This window comes from Roseivirga sp. (assembly GCF_049099775.1).
GTDB lineage: Bacteria > Bacteroidota > Bacteroidia > Cytophagales > Cyclobacteriaceae > Roseivirga.
In genome coordinates, this window is the sequence record NZ_JAGDZM010000009.1 from 335,360 (window position 1) to 357,369 (window position 22,010).

Below are 22,010 nucleotides of genomic sequence, written 5' to 3' on the forward strand. Positions count from 1 at the left end.
TCGTATTTCCTCAAAAATTAGGTAATAATAGTTCATATGCAAGCTGTTAGCATTCAAACCACACAAAACATTCAGCTTCAATACCCAATAGCTGGTATTGCAGATAGGCTATTGGCATTTGCTATTGACCTCTGTATCATGCTTGGTTTCTTCTTGCTGTTCAATTTTATCCTTAATGTAGCGGGATTAGGTGGTGGATTAGCCTTGAACATGACGCTTGTTGTAGTCGCTTATCTCTACAGGCTTTTAGCTGAAGTTTTTCTGAATGGTCAGACGGCCGGTAAAATGGCCCTTAGAATTAAAGTGGTGAAGCTAGATGGAAGCACGCCTTCTTTCGGGGCGTATTTTCTAAGGTGGCTAATGGAAGTAATCGATTTTTTGATCGTAGGACTAGGCGTTGTTTTTATCATCTTGACTAAAAATGGTCAAAGAACAGGAGACCTTTTGGCCGGAACAACAGTGGTGAAAATCAAAAAGATTACCGCGACAAACATTCAGAACAAAGTATTAATGGACAAGGTAGACGAGGAATACGAACCACAAATTGTGGAAGCCGCTTCTATCAGTGATAACGAAGTTCGGTTGATTAAGGAATCTCTTAGAGCCTTTAAAAATGATGCTAATCAAAAACCGATTACCATGGTTGAACGAAAGATCAAAGAGAAATATAATATCCAAAGTGACATGCCAACCGTTAAGTTTCTTTACACCCTCTTAAGAGACCATACTTATTATGTCACCAAGTAGGTTATTAGGCCCTCTTCTTATACTCCTAATTCAAAGCGGACCTGTTTTTAGTCAATCGGAATATCCTGATGTTTATCTCGAGGAAGATTGGTTGCCTAAGATTGATTCGCTCAGAGAGGTCTACGGTAAAAAGGTATCTTATAAGAATAAAAAAGGGATGGAGTTAGCCACGCTTTTGGCCATTTCGCACTACCCTGAACTTCAGGATAGAAAGCTAAAAATCATTATTAAGAACATGAAAGGAGCCCCCGTTGAGGCTAGTTTTGGCGTATTTAATTTTATAAAACCTAGGCGAAGCAAAGTTTACAAAATCCTGATTCAAGAAAACTCATTTATGGAGCGGCTTACTTTAAATCAACAGGTAGCAGCACTTGGTCATGAAATGGCGCACTTTATACAGTATGAACAACGTAAATATTTCGGCACATTATTCACCCTTTTGCAATACGTAATGTCCGATAAGTATCGCCTTCGCTTTGAAAAGAAAGCCGACGAATTGGCGGTGCAACATCGCCTCGGTCCACAAATGCTCGATTTCGCATTTTACAGCTCTGATGAGCAAATTCGAGCATATATGAATAAACTAGACAATGACTAAGGCTTATTCACGTAGTCAACTAGCATTGCGCAACGGCCAAGACAAAGAAGAAATATGGGTGGCATATCAAGGAAAAATCTACGATGTAACCACCTCTAAGCTTTGGAGAAATGGACAACACTATGAGCACTGGGCTGGTCAAGACCTGACTAATGAATTACCTGACGCTCCACATACCGAAACTGTCTTTAAAAAGTTTAAGGTTATCGGTGAATTGCGCGAATAACTTTTGCGCAAACCTTAGTATACTCTTCTTTTAATAAACACGAATGATACTAACTAAAAATTATATTTCGTGTAGTAGTTTCTTTTTATTATATTTTAGTTTATTATTTATAACCATATAATACAATATTATGAAACACACATACTTATTATTAATTCTAACAATGTCAATTACAATTTTTAGCTGCTCAGATGACATTCAGCCTGAAGTTGGTCTAGACAATGCCGAAAAAAGCGAGATCAGTATCGAAAACAGGCAAATGGAGGTCGCAGGGATTTCTTTTGAACAAAGTATTACCGTCAATAAAATGCACAAGAATATTGAGCTTCTTGGTATTGAAGTAAACGGTATAGCGCTCGAACAAATCGGAGAAAACAAATGGCGAGCGAAAGTGTCTGAAACCAAAATTGATGAAAACAGAGTTCAAAAAAATCTACAGCTACCTAAGGAAGCCACGGTATTTGGACAAGTTATGGAACTACCTTCTTTTGCCGGCCCAGAATGTAATATTGAGGTTGAAAGCTATGGAAGATGGGACTTCGACGATGAGCATGATATCTGCTACACATATTTTGGCACCACTTGTTTTGAAACGGTTATGGAGGACGGTATAATGACGACTTATGTGACCTATTCTAGGCAATTAGTGACTTCTCTTTGCGATCATAACCAGCCATAAAAGAATAACTAACTCAATTAGGAGGCCGCCAACTAAGCGACCTCCTAATTTTTTTGCTAGCCAGCTACCTCTTCAACGGCCTTCTATACGCCAAAAGCATTTTATAGCATAAGTTCTCAATACCTTCATTTGAATAGCCTCTTTTGGGCAACTCATATATCAGCTTAGGCTAAATAGAAAATTATCGATGATTCGATGAACTTTTTCAAATTTATCTTAGTTTTGCAAAAGTCATTCACATCTATTTATTCGAATTTGGAATGCTTTTTTTAGTAATTGGAATACATTTATTACCAGTTATCGAAGAATTCATTCCATTCATCGAAAGAATTTGATGGTCTGGTCAGAGATGACCAGATTTGATGAAATCGAACTGACATGAAGAAATTAAAATTCATCGCTGCGGTGGTAGCGCTGGCCCTTATGAATGGGTGCGCATCGTCAAAAGTTGAGCCATTATACTTTAAAGATGGTGTTGCCAACCTTGCTGGTATGTGGGTATTGGCAGGCGAAAGTCCTTCGGAACTCGACGTTGTTTTAGACCTTGCATTAAACGGAGATTCTGTAAACGTTAAGGCCTGGGGTAAAAGTGTTGAATCACATAATATAGTTCGCTACAAAGATCAAATCCTGATCTCTTACACCACACAAAGTGGAGAAAAATTCAGTTTATTAGGCCAGTTAGAGAATAACGACCAAATGAGAATTTCAAGAACAACTGAAAATTTAAAAGGCTTCATGCCGATAGGTCAGTTGGGCGAAAAGGTTTATCGTCTTACAAGGATGAAAGAAGGCCGAAAGTTGGTGGTAAAAAACGAACCAAAACAACAATAAACCACACCTCATTTTTTAAGTACATATCATTTCTGAATTACCCTTTTGCTCAATACGGGTAATCATTTACACTAAAATCGCTGTTTTTTCATAAACTAATTCTGTTAGGAGCAGGAGAAGTATATCTTGCAACTAAGAGATATGGATTCGCTGTAATAAGTCGTTTTTATGTCATCTAAGTAAACAAAAGGCGATTCTACAGAGGAATGAAAATACTTATTGCTGATAGCGGTTTTACCAAAACAGACTGGCGAGTAATTGACGAGAACGGTGATATTGCTCAGGCAAAGACTGAAGGGATTAACCCATACTACCAAAGTGAAGAAGAAATTCTAAGAGAGATACAGAATTTACACAATCAAGTTCCTGAAAAAATAGACAGCATATACTACTATGGTACAGGCTGTTCTTCTGCTCATAATCGCGATAAAATTTCCAATCTCTTAAAACGCTATTATCCTCATGCCAAAATAGACGTTAATCATGACCTCTTAGCCGCTGCTCGTTCGCTCTGCGGCGATCAGCCAGGCATTGCATGTATAATCGGTACAGGTACCAATTCTTGTAACTATGATGGCCACACTATTGTAGAGAATATACCTTCCCTTGGTTGGGCAGTGGCAGATGAAGGTGGCGGAACGTACTTGGGCAAGACGATGCTCACCGATTACTATCGGGAAGACATGCCACAACATTTACGAGAAATCTTCAAAGCCGAATTTGAGCTAACCAAAGATGGGTTTCTGAATAAAATGTATCAAGAACCTATGCCAGGTCGATTTTTGGCGAGTTTTGCAAAATTTATAGGCAAGCACATCAGCGATCCGTATATGTATCAACTAGTCGCTAATGGTTTCCATATATTTCTCTCTAAAAATGTATTGAAGTACAAGAACTGCCAAACGGTGCCCATACATTTTACCGGATCAGTTGCCTATTTCTTTGGTGACATTCTTAGAACAGTGGCTCAAGAAAAAGGGCTGCATATAAAACACATAACACAACAGCCCATTGCAGGGTTAACATTGTTTCACCAATAACAGGGTGCCATAAAGCTCAAAACAACGAACATGAATATTACAGAATCAGAGTCTAACCATCAGGATTTAGACAAAATGTCGGTGAACGAATTACTCACTAACATTAACCAAGAAGATCAAACGGTTGCCCAATCAGTAAGCAAAGTTATACCTCAAATTGAAGGCCTTGTAAAGGAGATAATCCCAAGGATGCAAATTGGTGGACGAATCTTTTATATCGGTGCGGGCACTAGTGGTCGACTAGGTGTTGTAGATGCTTCTGAATGCCCCCCTACATATGGTGTAGAACAAGGGATGGTAGTGGGCATTATTGCTGGTGGAGATTCGGCAATTAGAAATAGCGTAGAATTCGCTGAAGATAGTACTGAGCAGGCTTGGGAAGATCTTCAAGAATACCTGATTAATCACAAGGACATTGTCATTGGTATAGCAGCATCAGGAACCACTCCGTATGTGATTAATGGATTGAAAAAGGCCAAGGAACATGGTATTCTTACGGGTTGTATTACTTGCAATCCGGATAGTCCTTTGGCTTGGGAAGCGGAGTTTCCGATAGAACCAATTGTAGGGCCTGAATTTGTTACAGGCAGCACTCGAATGAAGGCCGGTACAGCGCAAAAGTTGGTGCTCAACATGATTTCTACCTCTGTAATGATCCAGCTAGGACGTGTAAAAGGTAACCGGATGGTTGATATGCAGCTATCGAACAATAAATTAGTCGATCGGGGTGCAAAAATGATCATGGAAATGCTTCAAGTGAATTATAAAATCGCATCAGGCCTATTGAAAGAACATGGGTCGGTTCGTAAAGTCATCGATTTTATAAAGGACTCAAATGCATAATATTGAGCCTTATTATAATTGGCTTAAATACTATAATGTAGCGGAAGACCCCAATTCACCATACGATGGAAAGGAATATAACTTCGATCTATATTCAGAAAATATCTATGGCTACTATATAGATCCGCACTGGGACTTTATGGGCTCAGAAACGCTCTATATCAAAATTCTATATACTGATTACGATCGTGGGTTTATCATAATTGAGTTTATCGGTGAATGGAATGATACTTTGAACAATGACATCATGTACCTAAAGAGGAATATCATTGATCATTTCAATGGATATGGTATCAACAAGTATTTACTGATAGGCGAGAATATTTTGAATTTTCATGGCTCGGACGACAGCTATTATGAAGAGTGGTTTGAGGATGTTGAAGAAGGCTGGATTACCGGCATGAATTTTCCTGAATTCATTCAAGGCGAAATGAAAGTCTTCAATATTGATAGCTACGTAAACTTTGGAGGACAATTAGATATTGTGAACTGGAGAACTTTGAAGCCACTGTTACTTTTCGAGCAAGTTAATGCCGTTATAAGCCGAAGGTTGGGAGTCTAGTACAGGCTAATTCAGCGGCTCTACTTCTACAAGCATTGGAATTAGGTAATTTCTTTTATTGCCCAGATCCAGGCACAGGGCTCTCGTTCTTTTAGTCTCAATCTTTCTGAATGACCTTTTTCTAAATACGAATTCATCTCCCACTGCAAGGCTTGCAAGTGTTGGTCCTTGGTCCTTATTTTCATCATATCCCGACACTATTTGAAGCAGTTTTGGGTCTGCCGCGGTACTTGCCTTTGGGTTCTTCATATGTCTTGCCAAGGCTCTTAAAATATCGTCAGGAAAGACTTCAGGTCTTAATAAAGGAAGCATCAATTGCTGAAACCTCTGCTTCCATTCTTGCCCATGAGGCTTTTGCAGAGCATTGAGTCTGTGGACTTTTCTATGCGCCACTTCATGTACATAAGTAATTAAAAACTGATACGGGTTTAGGTCCCTATTAACCGTAACCGTATGATTTGATGTTTTCGGGTCGAACCTATAATCACCTAATTTTGAAGTTCGTGCTCTGGACAGTTTGAATTGAAAAGGATCGTCCACCCAAAGCTGTACACAATAAGACAAGGCCTCTTGAGGCACTTTTTCCTTTAATGCTTCTTCTACGGCAATCACTATTTCTTTCTAAATACTAATTTGATCGGTACACCTTCAAATTCGAAACTCTCCCTAATCTTATTCTCAAGATAACGCTCATATGGCGCCTTAATGTACTGTGGTAGATTACAGAAAAAAGCAATGGTTGGTGAATGTGTTGGTAACTGTGTAATGTACTTGATCTTAATGTGCTTTCCTTTTAAAGCTGGCGGTGGAAAACGATCAATTTGTGGCAAAATGGCATCATTAAGTGCCGAAGTCGAAATCTTTCTAATTCTATTTTCATAGACTTTAACCGCTAATTCTATCGACTGAAAAATCCTTTGTTTATGCGTTACTGAAGTAAAAATCTGCGGAATCCAGTTCATATGACCGAGCTTTTCTTCCAGCTGAGCCTTGGCCTTGTTCATGGTGTTTGAATCTTTCTCTATCAAATCCCATTTATTCATCATTAGCATTAGGCCTTTTTTGTATTTCAGCGCCAAACTAATCAAGTTCATATCTTGGGCTTCAAGTCCTCGAATCGCATCTACCATAATAATACATACATCAGAATCTTGAAGTGCTTGTAGCGCCCTCATAACAGAGTAAAACTCTATGTCTTCATGAACTTTAGACTTCTTCCGAACACCAGCCGTGTCTGTCAAAATAAAGTCTTGACCGTAAAGTTTGTATCGCGAATTGATAGAATCTCTTGTCGTTCCCGCTACGTCGGTTACAATGGTTCTTTCTTTACCCAACAAGGCATTCATGAAGGAAGATTTTCCGGCATTAGGTCTTCCTAAAATCGCAATTCTCGGTATACCATCATCAGGATTTTCAGCGCCGTCATCTTCAAAATGTTTAACCACCTCGTCCAACAGTTCGCCAGTACCAGATCCGCTAGAAGACGAAATTGGGAATACTTCTCCTAAACCAAGTCCATAAAACTCACTCGATTGGTACGACCACTCTGCAGTATCTGCCTTATTTGCAGCAATTACCACAGGTTTTTTCAACCCTCTTACAATTTTGGCGAAGTCATTATCCATACCCGTCATTCCATCATGGCAGTCCGCCATAAATACAACAACGGAAGCCTCATTCATAGCTTCTTCCACCTGCTCTCGAATTGCACCTTCGAAAACATCTTCAGAACCGGTAACATACCCGCCGGTATCAATAACAGTAAAGTGCTTGCCAATCCATTCCGCATAGCCATAATGCCGATCTCGGGTAACACCACTTTCATTATCCATAATGGCCTGTCTTTTTTCCACCAAACGGTTAAAAAAAGTCGATTTACCTACATTAGGTCTACCTACAATCGCTACAATATTTGCCATATAATTGAAATTCTAATTCGAGTATCCGAAGCCCTTGAGTTTTAACTCCTTCTTTCTCCAGTCCTGTTCTACTTTTACAAAGGTCTCCAAATGCACTTGCTTTCCGAAAAATGTCTCTAAATCTTTTCGTGCTTCGATACCAACTTTTTTGATCGCTTCACCTTTGTGACCGATAATTATGCCTTTCTGACTTTTACGTTCAACGTATATTTCAGCTCTAATCCTTATAATCTTTTCGTCCTCCTTAAATTCACCCGTCACTACCTGACAACTGTAAGGCACTTCTTTCTTATAGTTTAAGAAAATCTTCTCTCTGATAATCTCATCAACGAAAAACCGTTCTGGCTTATCAGTCAACGTATCTTTCGGGAAATACTCTGGATGTTCAGGTAAAAGGTCTACTATTTTCTCAAAGAGTAACTCAATGTTCTGCTTTTCTAATGCTGAGACCATGATCACCGCATCGAAATCAAACATCTCTTGCCAATAGGCCGCTTTATCCTCTGCTTGACTCCCTTTAGAAAGGTCAATCTTATTCATGACTAGAATAACAGGGACTTTCTTTTCTTTTAGAAAATTGATCTGCTTTTCCTCTTCGAATTTCTCGTAAAGGTCTGCCACAAAAAGAATTACATCAGCATCTTCAAACGAGCTATTCACAAAGCTCATCATAGAATCATGCAGCTTATATTCCGGCTTTAAAATTCCAGGTGTATCAGAATAAATAATCTGAAAATTCTCCCCACTTAGCACTCCCATTATTCTATGGCGAGTTGTTTGTGCCTTTGAAGTGATAATTGATAAACGCTCACCCACTAGGGCATTCATTAAAGTGGATTTTCCCACATTGGGTTTACCTATAATACTCACAAAACCAGCCTTATGTGGTTGACTGCTCATTTTTCTAAAAATTAAGTCGCAAAGGTACTTGTTTACAATTGATTTGTCCCTACATTTGTATCCCACTTCAGGAAAACAACTGAAGTTGATACATCGCGGGATGGAGCAGTTGGTAGCTCGTTGGGCTCATAACCCAAAGGTCACAGGTTCGAGTCCTGTTCCCGCTACTACAATTAAATAAAAACCCTTGTAAGTCATTAACTTATAGGGGTTTTTCATTTTACCCCTCCTTAATAACCTCCACTTTCGTTAGACAAAAATCTATATTTTTTGGACTCTTGGTTTTACCTTAACTCAATTGACAAGATATGACTAATTATAAAGGTAAAAGACACTATCGCCCTTTTGAATTTGGAAGAATCGGAAATCTCGTTTGTACTATACGAGAATGAGAACGAAATAATCAAAAATAGAGTAAGCTTCAAGTAGAACTTATTAAGTTTTTTGCTTGATATCACAAGGGTATTTACAATGTCCAAAGCCTCATAAGTAATTTACATTAGTTAGTGCTCCCAACTTCTTGATGACCGAGAACAAAGCATATTAATTAAAACCATAAAGCAATGTCTTACATGACAGTTCGTAAAACATAAGGTTCAGCTATCACCTCAATCAACAAAAATGTAATAGTACTATCTTAAAATAAACCTCACTGATACTGATAAGAATGTTTGGCCGATCAATACTCCTGTTAGCTTTCACTCAATTATCCACCTGTAAATTACTTAGGCCAACTTAATAGGATCTATATGACTATATACTGAAAACAATATTCTAGCATTACCTCTTACTCGCCCTTTGCCAAATAGTACGATTTACATGATCGAGTCCGAAACTATTGTCCGGATTTCCGAAAGCCGGTAGGCCTCATCCGTAATATTCTGTACCCAGAAATGAAGGGTAAACTTGTTATTACTGATGCCTAGCCGGGCATTAACCAATGTGTAGGCTGGCTGGCGAATACTGTTCTGGATATCTGTATAGAATTCACCGATGCTTCTCAGTTCTCCCTTGAGTATTGCTTCCCATCTTTTGAAAAGATGGGAAATGGATTGGAAAATTGACCTCAATTCTAAACAAGTCTGAGTCTTTTTTAAGCAAAGCTTTTTGTCGTTGTTGAAGGTATTCCATTTACTGACATATGCTTGTTTGGTATCAAGTGTTTCAAACAACTAAATATTTGACTTAAAATCTTGTTCTCTTCTTATCGTATGGATTCAAGTACCATCTTTGGTAAACTGAAAATCATATAATTGTGTGCCCAATTTCTTTATTGACGATAAGGTGTTAAGATTGCCGGTACAACATAGCTACATCAAATAGACCAATTCTATTGAGTCATCACTCGGTGAGCTTCATGCCTTATAATTCTGTAAAGATCTTACCTCTAAAATAATATTCTATCCACATCTCCTTTTTTTCATGAGCCAAGAGGTTTTTCGTTACTTTCGATAGACTTGTTTGTATTTAGTACCAAAATAGTTTTACCCTAAGTATCTTCTTCATATTATTACTCGATTATTGGGCTTATGGATAATTCAAAAGGTAGATTCCGTATGCGTACAATTTGTTCTAGACGTTATGTATAATTCGTCAATAAGCCTTTTATAAGCAGGTAGACAAAAACAACAGTAAGCGATTTATTTTTGACTGAGCCCCGCACCATTATTCCTCAGAATATTTCTGTAATTATTCCTGTCAAAGATAACCAAGCTGGTATTCATCGATTCTTGGTCTCATTTTTTCTTACTCAAATACCTGACAACTACCCCAAAGAGCTGATCATTGTTGACAATAACTCTGCGGTGCCAGTTGTAATACCTGAAGGTTTTTTGAATCGCGGCCTAAGTATTGAAAACTATGAATGTAAGAAGATCGGTCCTGCTGCTGCCAGAAACATAGGAGCCAAGAATGCCAGAGGTCAATGGCTGCTGTTTGTCGATAGCGATTGTATACCTACTCAAAGTATGGTTTCGGGCTACTTAAGAAGTTCATATGATGCCATAGGCTATCAGGGTTTTGTTGGTGCTTTAGGTAACGATTATGTTTCTAGATATTATGAGAGCCAGCAAATACACTTACCTCCATCCAAACCTGATGGGTCACCAAAATACTTAGTTACGGCTAATGCCTTAGTTTTGAAAGAAGTATTTGATAGCCTCGGTGGTTTTAACGAGCAGTTTACTATGGCAGGAGGAGAGGATATAGAGTTGGCAATTAGATTAGCAGAAGAGGGTCAATTATCTTATGCCAGAGAGTCAAAAATTATACATGATTTTAACGATGGCTTATCTGGTTTTGTGAAGCGATTTATAAGGTATGGCAAAGGGAACAGATTAGCACAGCAAAAATTGGAAATACCATTGTATCCATTACCTTTTAGGCCCAAGAACAGGAAAGTTCTGTTAAACTATTTTTTCGCTTTTGTACAATGGATTTGCCTCTCATTAGGCTTTCTTTTCAAGAGTATAGAATTGATGATAAAAAGAAGACAATAAAAAAATCTCAATTGATTAATGCTCAAAAAACCTTTAAAATCATTAATGCTAATTTCTTTCTATGGCCTTTTAGTATTAGGCTTGTTAGAGCTTACACTAAGGTTGTTGGGTTATGAGCCAATCAGGCCTGTAAGCAGAGTGATCCCAACAACTAATCGTGAGTTTGACTTAGGCTTGGGTTGGAAATTACTACCTGGTCATTACGAGATTGGTCCTTTCAACGATATAGGAGATTCCATGTCTATCACTATAAAAAAAGATACCGGCAGAGCTGCAAGAATGAACAACCTGAGTATAGGAGATAAAAAAATCACATTTATTGGTGGTTCATTCATGATGGGGTATGCCTTAGATAATGATGAAACAGCAGTGTGGAAATTGCAAGAGCGCTTTCCTCAATTTGACTTCCGCAACCTTGCCGTCAGCGCATATGGTGGACTCCAGTCTTTGATTGTTCTAGAAAAGGAATTAGAAAAAGGAAATAAGCCCAAATGTGTGATCTATGGCGCTTTCCAGCATCACGAATTACGTAATGTTGCTCAGGGTGACTGGTTGATGAAGCTTCGAAGAAGAATACCTTATGCCACGCTGAAAAATGATAGCATATTCGAAAGAAAAGGACTGATAAAAATGAAACACCTTCGCTACACCAACAAGTTAGCATCGGCAGTCTTGGCAGAAAGAGTACTTAATCGCATATTATCTTACAACCGTGTCAAAGATGCCAGAAAGCTGTCTCACCTAATTATCAAAGAAATGCACCGCCTTACCTCTGAGCATGGAATAGCTTTCTATGTAGCTCCGCTATGGTATGATGAACAAGCTATGGAAGACCTTACCCACTTTTTGACGGAATCCAACATCAGTTTCATCGATTGTAATGTACCCCTTACAAGAGATAACATCATCAAAGATGACGGTCATCCAGATCCGAGTGTCAACGATATTTGGGTAGAAAGAATTGCAAAGCGACTGATAACAGATGGTATTACGGGCCAGCCACAATAACGCAACATGAAAGATATTTTAGCTGCTTACGGTTTAGAATTGACCCTCATAATATGCATTTTCTGTATGATATGGCTCGTTATTAAATCAAAAAGAGATCTTCTTTATAATCTATCTGCTATTCTTATTGCCTTATTAATTTTTGAAATTAGTCTTGACAATCGGAAACAGGCCGCAATCAAAAATTGATTATATCGACCTATATTACACCACCAATCCTTAAATGGGCTATTGTGATGTGGATAGTGTTTTTATAGATTACTCAACCAAGAAAAATATGCCAAGATTGTTTAGTGCATTTGAAGACTGAATTTTATCTAAAAGACCTTGAAGCGTTTTAGAATTATACTTGTTTACATAGTCGTTGTATTCACTCTTTTAGAAGGTGGGCTTAGACTACTTGGGGTGAGGCCTCCTCTTCCTCAGAAAGCCTATTCCGCATCGAAAACTCATCTGCCTGACTCCTTAATTGGATGGAAACCTAATCCTGGCTTGCACAATATGACGCTCAATAGGTTTGGCGATAACTTTGAATTTACAATTGGAGAAGATTTTGGAAGAATCACTAAGCCATTGGGTTCAATTTCTTCTGAGCCTAGTATTCAGTTAATTGGTGGATCTTTCTTTTTTGGTGCGGGAGTCAATGATAGTGAAACTTGTGCATGGAAACTTCAGGAGCGTTTTCCCGAGAAAAATTTTTTAAACTACAGCATTGGGGCACAGGGTACTTATCAAGCATTGTTGGGTTTAGAAAGGAGGTTAAATAGTGGTCAAAAAATTGAAAGTGTTATCTACGGTTTCATCAGCAACCATAAAAGAAGAAACATAGCAAGCCACGAATGGCTGGAGATGTTTTACTACAATAAAAATATGATGACGGTTGAAGTCCCCTATGTAGCTTTAGACAAAAAAGGAAAAATTAAAAGGCAAAAACCAACTTCTTTGACTTCTTTACCATTTTCCGAGTACTCCGCAACTATGTACTTGATGCAGAAAATTTTGAATAAAACATTGGCTTATGATAGGGAACAAGACGAAGATGAGATTTTGAGCTCATTGATTAACCAAATGAAGGATTTGTGCGATAAGCAAGGTATAGATTTTTATGTGGCAGTACTGTATTACGAAAATAATCAAAAGGGAGTATTGGACGATTTTTTCGAGAAAAATGGAATACAGTACATCAACTGCAATATCCCTCTCAATGAAAAAAATACAATCAAGGACGATGGTCATCCCATTGCAGAAGTTCATGAAGTATGGGCTAATCGAATTAGTGAACGATTAATCCGTGATGGACATTGATGAAAGATTTTCTAATTCTATATGCTTTAGAGATCATTTTGCTCTGTCTCATTGTCATCCTTCTTCTCATTGGCATTAAATCAAAAAGTGGCTTTGCAAAGCACCTCCTCTTTAATCTCTCTGCCATTTTTATAGCCGTTTTCATTTTTGAATTGACCCTGACAATCAGAAACAAACCACAATCATACATTGATTACAGCAATCGATACTATACAGCTAATCCTGAACTCGGCTATGGAGTAAGTGATAGTTCCTTTTCCATCAGAGCGACTAAGCGCTGGATAAAATCAGATAAAGAAATTTATAGTGCCAATTATTCCTTTGCCAATGGCAGAAGGGTCACGCCTGGCTCAGATACTACCAGCCAGCAATACAGCATATTTCTGGGAGGGTCGTTTACCTTTGGTGAGGGACTCAATGATACAGAAACATTGCCCTATTATTACAATCAGTTGTATCCCCAAAAAAGAAACATCATAAACTATGGCTTTCATGGTTATGGAACTCATCAGGTATATACAATTGTAAAAAACCAAATTGCAAATGATACTACCCTGGAGAAAGCAGAAAATGTTGATGTCTATTACTGGTTTATAGACCCGCATATACTCAGGGCAAATGGCTATTCCTCATGGGATCAAAACAGCCCTAAATACATTATGGAAAATGGGATTCTTAAAACTTCTGGCTCGTTTAAGAGAGCAAAAGAATCTCGAGTACTTGTAGAAAAGCTTTTTGATTTTGTTTGGACAAATTCTAATATCTATCAGCGCATAAAATCAAGGCTATCTACAAGGAAAGAAGAGGTCAGCTTATTTTTAACACTGGTAAAAGAAACCGATCTTATACTCAAAGAAAAGGGTTTTAGGTTTACTGTACTGATTCACAATCAGCAAAAACAGGATCCATTATTTGGAAAACATTACACGGAAATTACAGAAAAAATAGTCTCGTATTTAAAAGAACAAGACATTCCATTCATTGTTATTGATAAGTCGGTATCAAAAGGCAAAAATATTACCGACCTTCTTTTCATTCCAGGAGACGGGCACCCAACAGGTGAATTCAATAAACGCCTGGCGGAATATCTTTGGAAAGAGAGACAGGTTGCCAGACAGTCTGGTAATAATTAAGGAGCAGATGGGGCAAGAAGGTACAGGTAAGAATTTGGAAGGACAATCCACTGAAAAGCAGACTCCAAAAGCTTATTTGAAGGGTATCAATGGATTGAGATCAATTTTTGTGATACCTGTAATCCTACTTCATCTCATTATGCATTTTGATGAGTACGGATTAGACCCTCAACTTTTTGGAGAAAGCATTGTTGAACGTAGGCTAGGTATGGCCGTTTATGGCCTTGGTGTTTTCTTTGGGATCAGTGGCTTTCTGATCACATACCTTTTACGATTAGAAATGAGAAAAAGAGGGGTCATCAGCATTAAAAGGTTTTATTGGAGAAGAGCTCTGAGAATACTGCCTCTTTACTATGCTCAAATTTTTGTTTCTCTGATTCTTTACAAAATTTTTAACATTGAGTATACCAATTGGGATTTACTGGTTTACTATGGTACTTATATGGTGAACATTCCCTATGTCTTTGGAGGTGTTCTGCCGTTATTGGGTCATTATTGGTCTTTGGCCGTTGAGGAACAATTCTATTTATTTTGGCCTTGGGTAAACAAATTAAGTAATAGGCAACTCCTGAGGATGTGTTGGGTGTTCTTAATTCTACTATTAACCTTGAGAAGTGCGCTGATGTATATACAACCAGATGCTATATTCCTTCTTATTGTTGATCATCCATGGTTTCAGTGTATGGTGGTCGGAGCACTTTTCGCCTTGTATTACTTGAATTACAAAGAGACAATGCTTAAGTACATAGGAACTATCTATTGTCAGACCGCCAGTTGGATTTTCTTGTTAGGTTCCTTAGTCCTTTACAGAGGTTTTGTCCCATTTGATATAGAGCTTACCACAGCCGCAAGCTGTCTCATTCTTATCGGCCAGAACACTAAAAAGGTCTATTTCAATATTGAAACGCCTTTTTTAAACTATGCAGGAAGGATTTCCTACAGTGTTTACATTGTTCATATGTCGGTGATTTTTCTTTGTGGTGAGTTAATACCATGGGAGTTGATAGAAAGTGTTTTCCTCAGGTATACACTTTCTATTATGACTGTTTTTGGCTTTGTTATACTAGTGGCCCATATATTTCACAAATTGATTGAAATGCCATTTATGAAACTCAAAGAAAGACGATTTACCTACGTACACGGTATGAGAGCTTAGCCACTGGAAATGCCTGACTTCGACAAGATATCAATACCTGCTAGGCACCCTAACTTCTTCATTTTGGGAGCAGCTAAAAGTGGTACAACCTCCCTACATCATTACCTTAAGCAGCATCCGCAAATCTTTATGAGCGAGGTAAAAGAACCCTCTTTCTTTTGCGAAACTTTCCAACAGATAAATAGTCCAAAAGAATACTTTGGGCTCTTTGATGGAGTTGAAAAGGAAAAGGTCATTGGAGAAGCCTCTCATGTTTATTTGACAGATCCAAAGTCGCCAGAATTACTCAAAAAACATTTTCCAGATGCCAGGTTTTTAATTTCCTTAAGAAACCCTGCTGAGAGGGCCTTTTCCCTATATCTGGACATGCGGAATCATAGATGGGAAACAGCAAGAACATTTTCAAAAGCACTGCGCCTAGAGCCAAGCAGAATGGACTCAGATGAATTCAAATGGAATAACCCTCAATACTTTTACAATTTTCTCTACTATCATTCTGGTCTGTATGGTCAGCAATTACAGCGATACTTTTCTTTATTCGACAAGAGTCAATTTCATATTATCAAACTTGACGACCTTCACATTGACTTCGATCATGCCATCAGCTCAATCTTCAAATTTTTAGAAGTTGACCCTTCTGTACTTCCTGAGGAAAGGCTTTATAACAAAACATTCGGTGTGCGATCCCATAGCTTACAGAATTTATTGGAATGGACGTTACCAGAGTCTTCATTTAAACGAAGCTTAATCAGGCACACTTATAGTAAAAAACCTGTTTTGGACATTTCACTAAAAAGAGAGTTAATGGAACGGTATCAGAAAGATCAAGAACTCTTGTTTTCGCTCTGCGGCATCCGTTTCAATTAATACTTTTGAGAATACTGATATCCAAAGGAAAGGTAGGCTTTTGACTTTCTATTTATTAGGCTTGGAAAAGAAAACCGAAAATAAACGAGCAACAAATCGTTCTTTAAGTGTAGTCTTGTTGACTCTGGGAAAAGGTATTGATGGAATTGGCTTACCCAAAAAGTGGCATAGTTTTTCCCAACCATCTCCTTTACTCACATTGAAAACCAGCAAATCACTTTTTCTATTTTTAAAATAATCCAATGCTTCTTGATGGCGTAGTTCATATTCTCTTTTCCAAGCATCTACATCAAAAACCTGCCATTCAAGGCCTGAATCTCGAGAGTCTGGATTACTTAATTTCTTAGCTTGGTTATTTAAGACATGATTTTTTCTGCTTTCTATCCAGTTATTCATTTCACGTGTGTTCAAGATGAATTTGCTTTTGGGATACTGTTCATCAAATGCTTTAAAAATGGCAATGGCATAAGTAGGATAATCCCAGTCTGAGATGGCATCGTATTGTTCAAGACCAGCCAAAACATTACGATTGTTGAGGTAATTACTTTCAATCATTGCCTTGATATTATTACCTTGATCATCCAAGTAATGAACGCTCTTGTATCCTAATAACCCAAATGCCTGATGAAGAGAATTGGTGCCTGTTTTATTTACCCCTATACAAAAGATTTTGCTACCCATTTTAGGTGTTCTTTTATTTATTGAAGTATTTGTTTTACGTCATTTTAGTTGAAAGGAATAGCTTGGGATCATATTGGATTGCTGAACCTGAACGTAAAAGTTACACTTTGAACAACAATGATTAGCTTTTTTAGAAGGTATTTAATTTTTTAAAAACCGCATAGTCTAGAAGGAAAAAAATCACACTTATTTACCGTATGAAAACGTAATGACTTTAGAGGAATGAAACTTAATTTGATGCCTTGACAAAACAATCAACTCAGGGTAAACGCTCAAATATTTTCTTGAAAGGAATTAATCAAAGGTTAGATCAGAAGGGAGACTTTGTAAACGAATAATGAATAAAACAAAAGTGTTAACGTGAGCTTTACTACACTGGATTTCGCGGTTTTCGTTAGTGTGGTTTTCTTACTTTACTGGTTTCTTTTAAAGAAGAACGTAAAGTGGCAAAACACGCTAATTCTCATAGCGAGCTACGTGTTCTATGGTTGGTGGGATTGGAAATTCCTCTCTCTAATCATCATCAGTAGTCTGGTAGATTATCTGATAGGTGTAGGGCTGGGCAGAACGGAACATAACCTCAAGAGAAAAATACTCCTCTATAGCAGCCTGGCTACCAATCTCGGCATACTGTTCCTGTTTAAATATTTTGACTTTTTTCTCGATGCTTTTAAAGTGCTTTTCTCTATTGAGAACACTCAATTCCAGGCCATTGATATGGTTCTTCCTGTGGGAATCAGCTTTTATACACTACAAACTTTAAGCTATACCATAGATGTATATAACAAAAAAATAAAACCGCATCATGACTTCATTAGCTTCTTTGCTTTTGTCAGTTTTTTCCCTCAATTGGTAGCTGGCCCTATAGAAAGAGCAGCCAACCTACTCCCTCAGTTCGGTACGGAAAGAGTTTTTAGTTATGAAAAGGCTGCCGATGGAATGCGACAAATATTATGGGGCTTATTTAAAAAGCTCTTTGTGGCCAATCATTGCGCCATCTTTGTCAATGAGGTTTTCACATCATTTCATGACCATCAGGGTAGTACGCTATTCATTGCTGCGATTGCTTTTACTATTCAGGTCTATTGCGACTTTTCTGGTTACTCAGATATGGCCATAGGTTTAGGAAGAATTTTGGGATTTAATTTGACTAAGAATTTTGATTATCCTTTATTTTCTCGAGATATCTCTGAGCTTTGGAATAAATGGCATATTACACTCATATCATGGTTAAGAGACTATGTGTATATCCCTCTGGGAGGAGGAAGAAAAGGTAAAACAAGAAAGGTTTTTAATATTCTGGCCATCTTTGCCCTGAGTGGGTTATGGCATGGAGCTCATTTCACTTTTGTACTCTGGGGTGTTTTACACGGTATTGCACTTCTTCTACATATTTTATGGCGACAGAGAAGGCATAGTGGTATAGTTGCCGAGGGTAGACTCTTACCTTCATATGTAGAAGCTTTTCAAATTATCAGAACCTTTCTGATTTTCACAGTCATTAATGTCATTTTCAGAATTGACACTGTTGACAACGGACTAAGTTTCATGATGGAAATGTTTAGTGTGTCTTTTTTCAATACTCCTTATTTACCTGATGCGGCAGTTCCTGTAGGCTGTATGATACTTTTCAATGTAGAATGGTTACAACGAAACAAGAATCACGGTCTGGAAATGAGCAGTCAAAAAACACATTTTGCGGTGAGGTGGGGGATTTATTTTACCCTGATACTCATAATCTTGTTTTTTGCGGCTCCAGGTTCTCAATTTTTCTATTTTCAATTTTAAAGAATCATGAAACTGTTTTTGTCCAAGTTACTAATCGTCATAATTCCTGTTGGGATACTTTTGGTTACTATGGAGATGTTAAATCGAAGAAATGACGAGTCTTCTATTTACTTTCAGAAAAAGTATTTCCTGGAAAACAGTGACAAACTTGATGGATTAATTTTCGGATCCTCCTTCATGTGGTGTGGTATTCAACCGCAGTATTTAGATGGCAATGTAGGTTCTTTTGCATTAGCAGGAAGTGCTCTTAATATCGACTATTCGATATTTAGTTATGCGAAAGAAGTATCACAGCCAAAGTTTGTGCTACTGGACGCATCTAAAACCTACTTCGTGAATTATCAGGGAGGCCACTTTATCAGGTCAACAAAACTTCCTTACTATTTTCCAACTATAAAGGATCATGAGCTAACAGGGTATTTTTTGACTGAGATGCCACTGAGCCAATATTTCCCATTGAAAACCTCACTAAAGTATGATCAACGGGGGTACCAGCTGGAAATACCAGAAGAGTGGAATGTTTTTAAAGAGGTTGATTATCAGGACAGCCTAATTGACAAGCACCCCCGAGTAGAAAGACAATATGCTTCTATGAAAGGAATAATTCGTGCTAACAAGGTGCAGGACAACCTTGACCTCTACAGGAAAATCCTGGAGGAATGTTTAGAGGAAAACATTAAAGTGGTATTTGTAAGCCCGCCTAAGTACCACTTATTTAATGAATTTGTTGACCGACAGCGTTTGGAAGAAAGAGATGCTTTTATGAAAGAAGTGGTGGATAACGAACATATCTTTTTCCTCAATTATGATAAAGCCTATGAGAAGAATTCGCAATTGTTCTTTGATCTAAATCATTTGAACAATGAAGGCTCAATGGAGTTCACCAAAGCACTGAATCGTGACCTGAAATCAATCCTTAACTGACATCAGTATCACTCAGTCTTCCACCTTTCAACAAGAAAGTTCTGTCGCAAATGCTTTGAATGACTTTCTCATTGTGCTGTACCATAATGATACTTGTGCCGGATTTCTTTAAGTCCATCATTTTCTTCAAACACAATTGTTGAAATGGTTCATCTCCAACGGCCAGAATTTCATCAGCCAAAAGGATGTCAGGTTTTAAATGACTTGCAACGCTAAATGCCAGTCGTACTTTCATTCCATTGGAATAGCCTCGTAATTTAGTGTCCAGGAATGGGCCAATTTCGGCAAAATCAACTATTTCAGTGAGTTTCTGATTTAACTCTTTCCTTTTGATACCAATTAAAGAACCGTAAACATAGATATTCTCCCTTCCTGTCAATTCATCGTGGAACCCAGCACCTAAATCAAGAAGTGGTGCTATCGAGCCATTTATGACAATCTCACCAGTAGTTGGAGTTATAATACGGTTGATGATCTTTAATAAAGTAGATTTACCCGAACCATTCGACCCCATCAACCCCAAACATACTCCTTTAGATAATTCAAAAGAAACATCTCTTAGGGCCCAAAATTGAGATTTCTTTCCAGAAGAGGGATCCTTTATGGAATAGTATTTACTGATATTTCTAACACACAAAGAGGTCTCTTTACTCATAATCGGTCAATTAGGTTTCTGTCCTCTAGTTTAAACCACCAATAACCTAATAGGGCAATACCAAAAGCATAAGCAATATTGAATAGAATCAGTCCGGTCTGCGCTTCACCAGGAAATATTCCTAACCTGAAAGTTGCCAAAGTGGTACTGATCGGGTTGAATCTAAACAGCATATTTAGCCAATCATTCTCTATCGAAGCCGATGCATCGTAAATCACAGAAGATGTAAAGAAAAGGGCTTGTGTCATAAAAGGGAAGATTACCTGAAATCCGCGATATCTTACACAGATTGTAGAAAACAACAGATTGCATCCTGCCGAAATCAAAAGTACTTGTACAAAACCCAATAAAGAATAGAGTATAAACCAACCAGCCTGTATTTCAAGATTTGAAGACAGAACAAGTACTATGAGTATTAGAAAAGCGATCGCTAAGTCAACAAGTTTTGCTGCAAGAAAAGTAAGCGGTAATAAGACCCGAGGGAAATAGATATTTTTTACTAATTGATCGTTTTGCAAAAAACTTACGTAAGCCTGTGAAAGTCCTCCGAAAAAAACGCTCCAACAAATAAACCCTGAATAGATGTATATAAAGTAATGACTGAAACCGTCTCCAATCCCTTTGTTCAAAGCCACGTAAAAGATGGCGGACATAAGTAATGGCTGGATGACTCCCCAGAATAAACCCAGCCAAAAGTTATTGTATTGCAACCGAATATTCCGCCAGGTAAAAGTCCAGAAGAACTCCGAATAATTTTTAATTGACCTTGCTTTTTCAATCATGATTCTTAGAATTTCTTTCTCCAAAAAACTGCTTCAGAATCTATCTTTTGAATGGGTTCAGTAATCGTGTTTTGTAATCTAAACTCCTGAACCGCTTCCTCACATTGGGGTAGTGCTTTGTAATCATCTATAATAATGAAGCCGCCCGGGCTTAGCTTGTGATACAGAGATTGTAAGGCATCCATTGTTGATTCATATAAATCGCCATCAAGGCGCAGAAGTGCTAACTTATCTATGGGAGCATCAGGAAGGGTGTCTTTAAACCATCCTTCGAGAAACTGTACATGATCAAGAGATACATCGTATTTTTCAAAATTCTTGACAACATCATCCTTCGGTATCGCAAGCCCTGGGTATGCTTTTCTACTTAAATCAGAATACTTATCCTGTGCCAAGGTAGATTCTGGCACTCCCTCAAACGAATCCGCTAACCAAACCACTCTGTCGGTTGATTCATAGGTATCTAAATAGGCTTTCATAAATATAGTGGCACCTCCTTTCCAAACCCCACACTCAATCACATCTCCAAGGATTTTCTCTTCCAGAATAACACTTAGGCAGTGTTCAATATTTAGAAGCCTCTTTCGCCCTATCATCGTATCTGCGTAAACCAGGTGTCGCGAACCGGGGGTTAGTAACCCTCCTTCAAATCGGTTTTTTTTGAATGTGTCCAAGTCTTCAGGAAAGTATTTACCGATATGATGAAGTTTTTCAAAATCAATTCCTCCGAAAATCAGAGACCATTTTTTGAGTAGTTTTTTTTCAGCCAAACAAAAAATTCGAAGCTCATTTTCAACGTAAATCTCATTGAGAAGACTCTTCTTTAAAAGCTCCAGATATTTTTCTTTTACGTTCATCATATTTA

General features: G+C 37.9%; 24 protein-coding genes and 1 tRNA gene. 17 read left to right on the forward strand and 8 right to left on the reverse strand.

Features of this window, described 5'->3' with window-relative positions:
* Positions 1-36: 36 nt before the first annotated feature.
* The 8 genes from JXQ92_RS16305 to JXQ92_RS16340 all read left to right on the forward strand — a co-directional run bounded on the left by JXQ92_RS16305 (position 37) and on the right by JXQ92_RS16340 (position 5,529).
* On the forward strand, positions 37-747 hold the full coding sequence (locus JXQ92_RS16305) for an RDD family protein (protein WP_421987706.1): 711 nt from the start codon (positions 37-39) through the stop codon (positions 745-747).
* Positions 734-1,345, forward strand: a complete 612-nt coding sequence (locus JXQ92_RS16310) for a hypothetical protein (RefSeq protein WP_421987707.1) — start codon at positions 734-736, stop codon at positions 1,343-1,345. Before JXQ92_RS16305 ends, JXQ92_RS16310 begins: the two co-directional genes overlap by 14 nt.
* Entirely contained in the window at positions 1,338-1,571 is a 234-nt protein-coding gene (locus JXQ92_RS16315; protein ID WP_421987708.1) for a cytochrome b5 domain-containing protein, read from the forward strand. The genes JXQ92_RS16310 and JXQ92_RS16315 overlap by 8 nt, the downstream gene beginning before the upstream one ends.
* Before the next feature lie 163 nt (positions 1,572-1,734).
* A complete protein-coding gene (locus JXQ92_RS16320; protein WP_421987709.1) occupies positions 1,735-2,250 on the forward strand; it encodes a hypothetical protein in 516 nt (171 codons plus the stop codon).
* A gap of 378 nt (positions 2,251-2,628) precedes the next feature.
* Positions 2,629-3,084, forward strand: coding sequence for a hypothetical protein (locus tag JXQ92_RS16325; protein WP_421987710.1), 456 nt, complete (start codon positions 2,629-2,631; stop codon positions 3,082-3,084).
* A 206-nt stretch (positions 3,085-3,290) separates the two neighbouring features.
* Positions 3,291-4,124 (forward strand): BadF/BadG/BcrA/BcrD ATPase family protein, encoded by an 834-nt coding sequence (locus tag JXQ92_RS16330; protein WP_421987711.1) that lies wholly within the window; start codon positions 3,291-3,293, stop codon positions 4,122-4,124.
* Positions 4,125-4,154: 30 nt separating this feature from the next.
* Complete coding sequence (murQ, locus tag JXQ92_RS16335) at positions 4,155-4,967, forward strand: N-acetylmuramic acid 6-phosphate etherase (RefSeq protein ID WP_421987712.1); 813 nt, start codon at positions 4,155-4,157, stop codon at positions 4,965-4,967.
* Complete coding sequence (locus tag JXQ92_RS16340) at positions 4,960-5,529, forward strand: hypothetical protein (RefSeq protein WP_421987713.1); 570 nt, start codon at positions 4,960-4,962, stop codon at positions 5,527-5,529. The genes murQ and JXQ92_RS16340 overlap by 8 nt, the downstream gene beginning before the upstream one ends.
* Positions 5,530-5,535: 6 nt before the next feature.
* On the opposite strand, the gene JXQ92_RS16345 is transcribed toward JXQ92_RS16340, so the two are convergent.
* From JXQ92_RS16345 to era, 3 genes are read right to left on the reverse strand one after another with little or no spacing between them, the layout of a single operon-like run.
* Positions 5,536-6,141: a transcription elongation protein SprT gene (locus JXQ92_RS16345; RefSeq protein WP_421987714.1), complete on the reverse strand. Its 606-nt coding sequence runs from the start codon at positions 6,139-6,141 to the stop codon at positions 5,536-5,538.
* The gene (gene der, locus JXQ92_RS16350) at positions 6,141-7,448 is read right to left on the reverse strand and encodes a ribosome biogenesis GTPase Der (protein ID WP_421987715.1); all 1,308 of its coding nucleotides are present in this window, start codon (positions 7,446-7,448) and stop codon (positions 6,141-6,143) included. Before der ends, JXQ92_RS16345 begins: the two co-directional genes overlap by 1 nt.
* 12 nt (positions 7,449-7,460) lie before the next feature.
* A complete protein-coding gene (gene era / locus JXQ92_RS16355; protein ID WP_421987716.1) occupies positions 7,461-8,348 on the reverse strand; it encodes a GTPase Era in 888 nt (295 codons plus the stop codon).
* Positions 8,349-8,442: 94 nt separating this feature from the next.
* Here era and JXQ92_RS16360 point away from each other — a divergent pair.
* Positions 8,443-8,515: transfer RNA gene (locus tag JXQ92_RS16360), tRNA-Met, on the forward strand.
* A 648-nt stretch (positions 8,516-9,163) separates the two neighbouring features.
* Here JXQ92_RS16360 and JXQ92_RS16365 read toward each other — a convergent pair.
* Entirely contained in the window at positions 9,164-9,520 is a 357-nt protein-coding gene (locus JXQ92_RS16365; RefSeq protein ID WP_421987717.1) for a hypothetical protein, read from the reverse strand.
* Between the two features lie 474 nt (positions 9,521-9,994).
* Between JXQ92_RS16365 and JXQ92_RS16370 the strand changes: the two genes are divergently transcribed.
* The 6 genes from JXQ92_RS16370 to JXQ92_RS16395 all read left to right on the forward strand — a co-directional run bounded on the left by JXQ92_RS16370 (position 9,995) and on the right by JXQ92_RS16395 (position 16,315).
* Positions 9,995-10,846: a glycosyltransferase gene (locus JXQ92_RS16370; protein WP_421987718.1), complete on the forward strand. Its 852-nt coding sequence runs from the start codon at positions 9,995-9,997 to the stop codon at positions 10,844-10,846.
* Between the two features lie 18 nt (positions 10,847-10,864).
* On the forward strand, positions 10,865-11,854 hold the full coding sequence (locus tag JXQ92_RS16375; RefSeq protein ID WP_421987719.1) for a hypothetical protein: 990 nt from the start codon (positions 10,865-10,867) through the stop codon (positions 11,852-11,854).
* A gap of 327 nt (positions 11,855-12,181) precedes the next feature.
* Positions 12,182-13,159, forward strand: a complete 978-nt coding sequence (locus JXQ92_RS16380; protein ID WP_421987720.1) for a hypothetical protein — start codon at positions 12,182-12,184, stop codon at positions 13,157-13,159.
* Positions 13,159-14,292: a hypothetical protein gene (locus JXQ92_RS16385; RefSeq protein WP_421987721.1), complete on the forward strand. Its 1,134-nt coding sequence runs from the start codon at positions 13,159-13,161 to the stop codon at positions 14,290-14,292. Before JXQ92_RS16380 ends, JXQ92_RS16385 begins: the two co-directional genes overlap by 1 nt.
* Entirely contained in the window at positions 14,219-15,448 is a 1,230-nt protein-coding gene (locus JXQ92_RS16390) for an acyltransferase family protein (RefSeq protein WP_421987722.1), read from the forward strand. The genes JXQ92_RS16385 and JXQ92_RS16390 overlap by 74 nt, the downstream gene beginning before the upstream one ends.
* 9 nt (positions 15,449-15,457) lie before the next feature.
* Positions 15,458-16,315 (forward strand): sulfotransferase family protein, encoded by an 858-nt coding sequence (locus JXQ92_RS16395; RefSeq protein WP_421987723.1) that lies wholly within the window; start codon positions 15,458-15,460, stop codon positions 16,313-16,315.
* Positions 16,316-16,363: 48 nt separating this feature from the next.
* Here JXQ92_RS16395 and JXQ92_RS16400 read toward each other — a convergent pair whose 3' ends face one another.
* A complete protein-coding gene (locus tag JXQ92_RS16400) occupies positions 16,364-16,996 on the reverse strand; it encodes a sulfotransferase family protein (RefSeq protein ID WP_421987724.1) in 633 nt (210 codons plus the stop codon).
* 360 nt (positions 16,997-17,356) lie between these two features.
* Between JXQ92_RS16400 and JXQ92_RS16405 the strand changes: the two genes are divergently transcribed.
* On the forward strand, positions 17,357-18,784 hold the full coding sequence (locus JXQ92_RS16405; protein ID WP_421987725.1) for an MBOAT family O-acyltransferase: 1,428 nt from the start codon (positions 17,357-17,359) through the stop codon (positions 18,782-18,784).
* A gap of 6 nt (positions 18,785-18,790) precedes the next feature.
* Entirely contained in the window at positions 18,791-19,708 is a 918-nt protein-coding gene (locus JXQ92_RS16410) for a hypothetical protein (protein WP_421987726.1), read from the forward strand.
* Here the strand turns inward: JXQ92_RS16410 and JXQ92_RS16415 are convergent.
* From JXQ92_RS16415 to JXQ92_RS16425, 3 genes are read right to left on the reverse strand one after another with little or no spacing between them, the layout of a single operon-like run.
* Complete coding sequence (locus JXQ92_RS16415) at positions 19,701-20,363, reverse strand: ABC transporter ATP-binding protein (RefSeq protein ID WP_421987727.1); 663 nt, start codon at positions 20,361-20,363, stop codon at positions 19,701-19,703. The genes JXQ92_RS16410 and JXQ92_RS16415 overlap by 8 nt on opposite strands.
* The gene (locus JXQ92_RS16420; protein WP_421987728.1) at positions 20,360-21,145 is read right to left on the reverse strand and encodes an ABC transporter permease; all 786 of its coding nucleotides are present in this window, start codon (positions 21,143-21,145) and stop codon (positions 20,360-20,362) included. Before JXQ92_RS16420 ends, JXQ92_RS16415 begins: the two co-directional genes overlap by 4 nt.
* A 5-nt stretch (positions 21,146-21,150) precedes the next feature.
* On the reverse strand, positions 21,151-22,005 hold the full coding sequence (locus JXQ92_RS16425) for a TylF/MycF/NovP-related O-methyltransferase (RefSeq protein WP_421987729.1): 855 nt from the start codon (positions 22,003-22,005) through the stop codon (positions 21,151-21,153).
* Between the last annotated feature and the right edge of the window lie 5 nt (positions 22,006-22,010).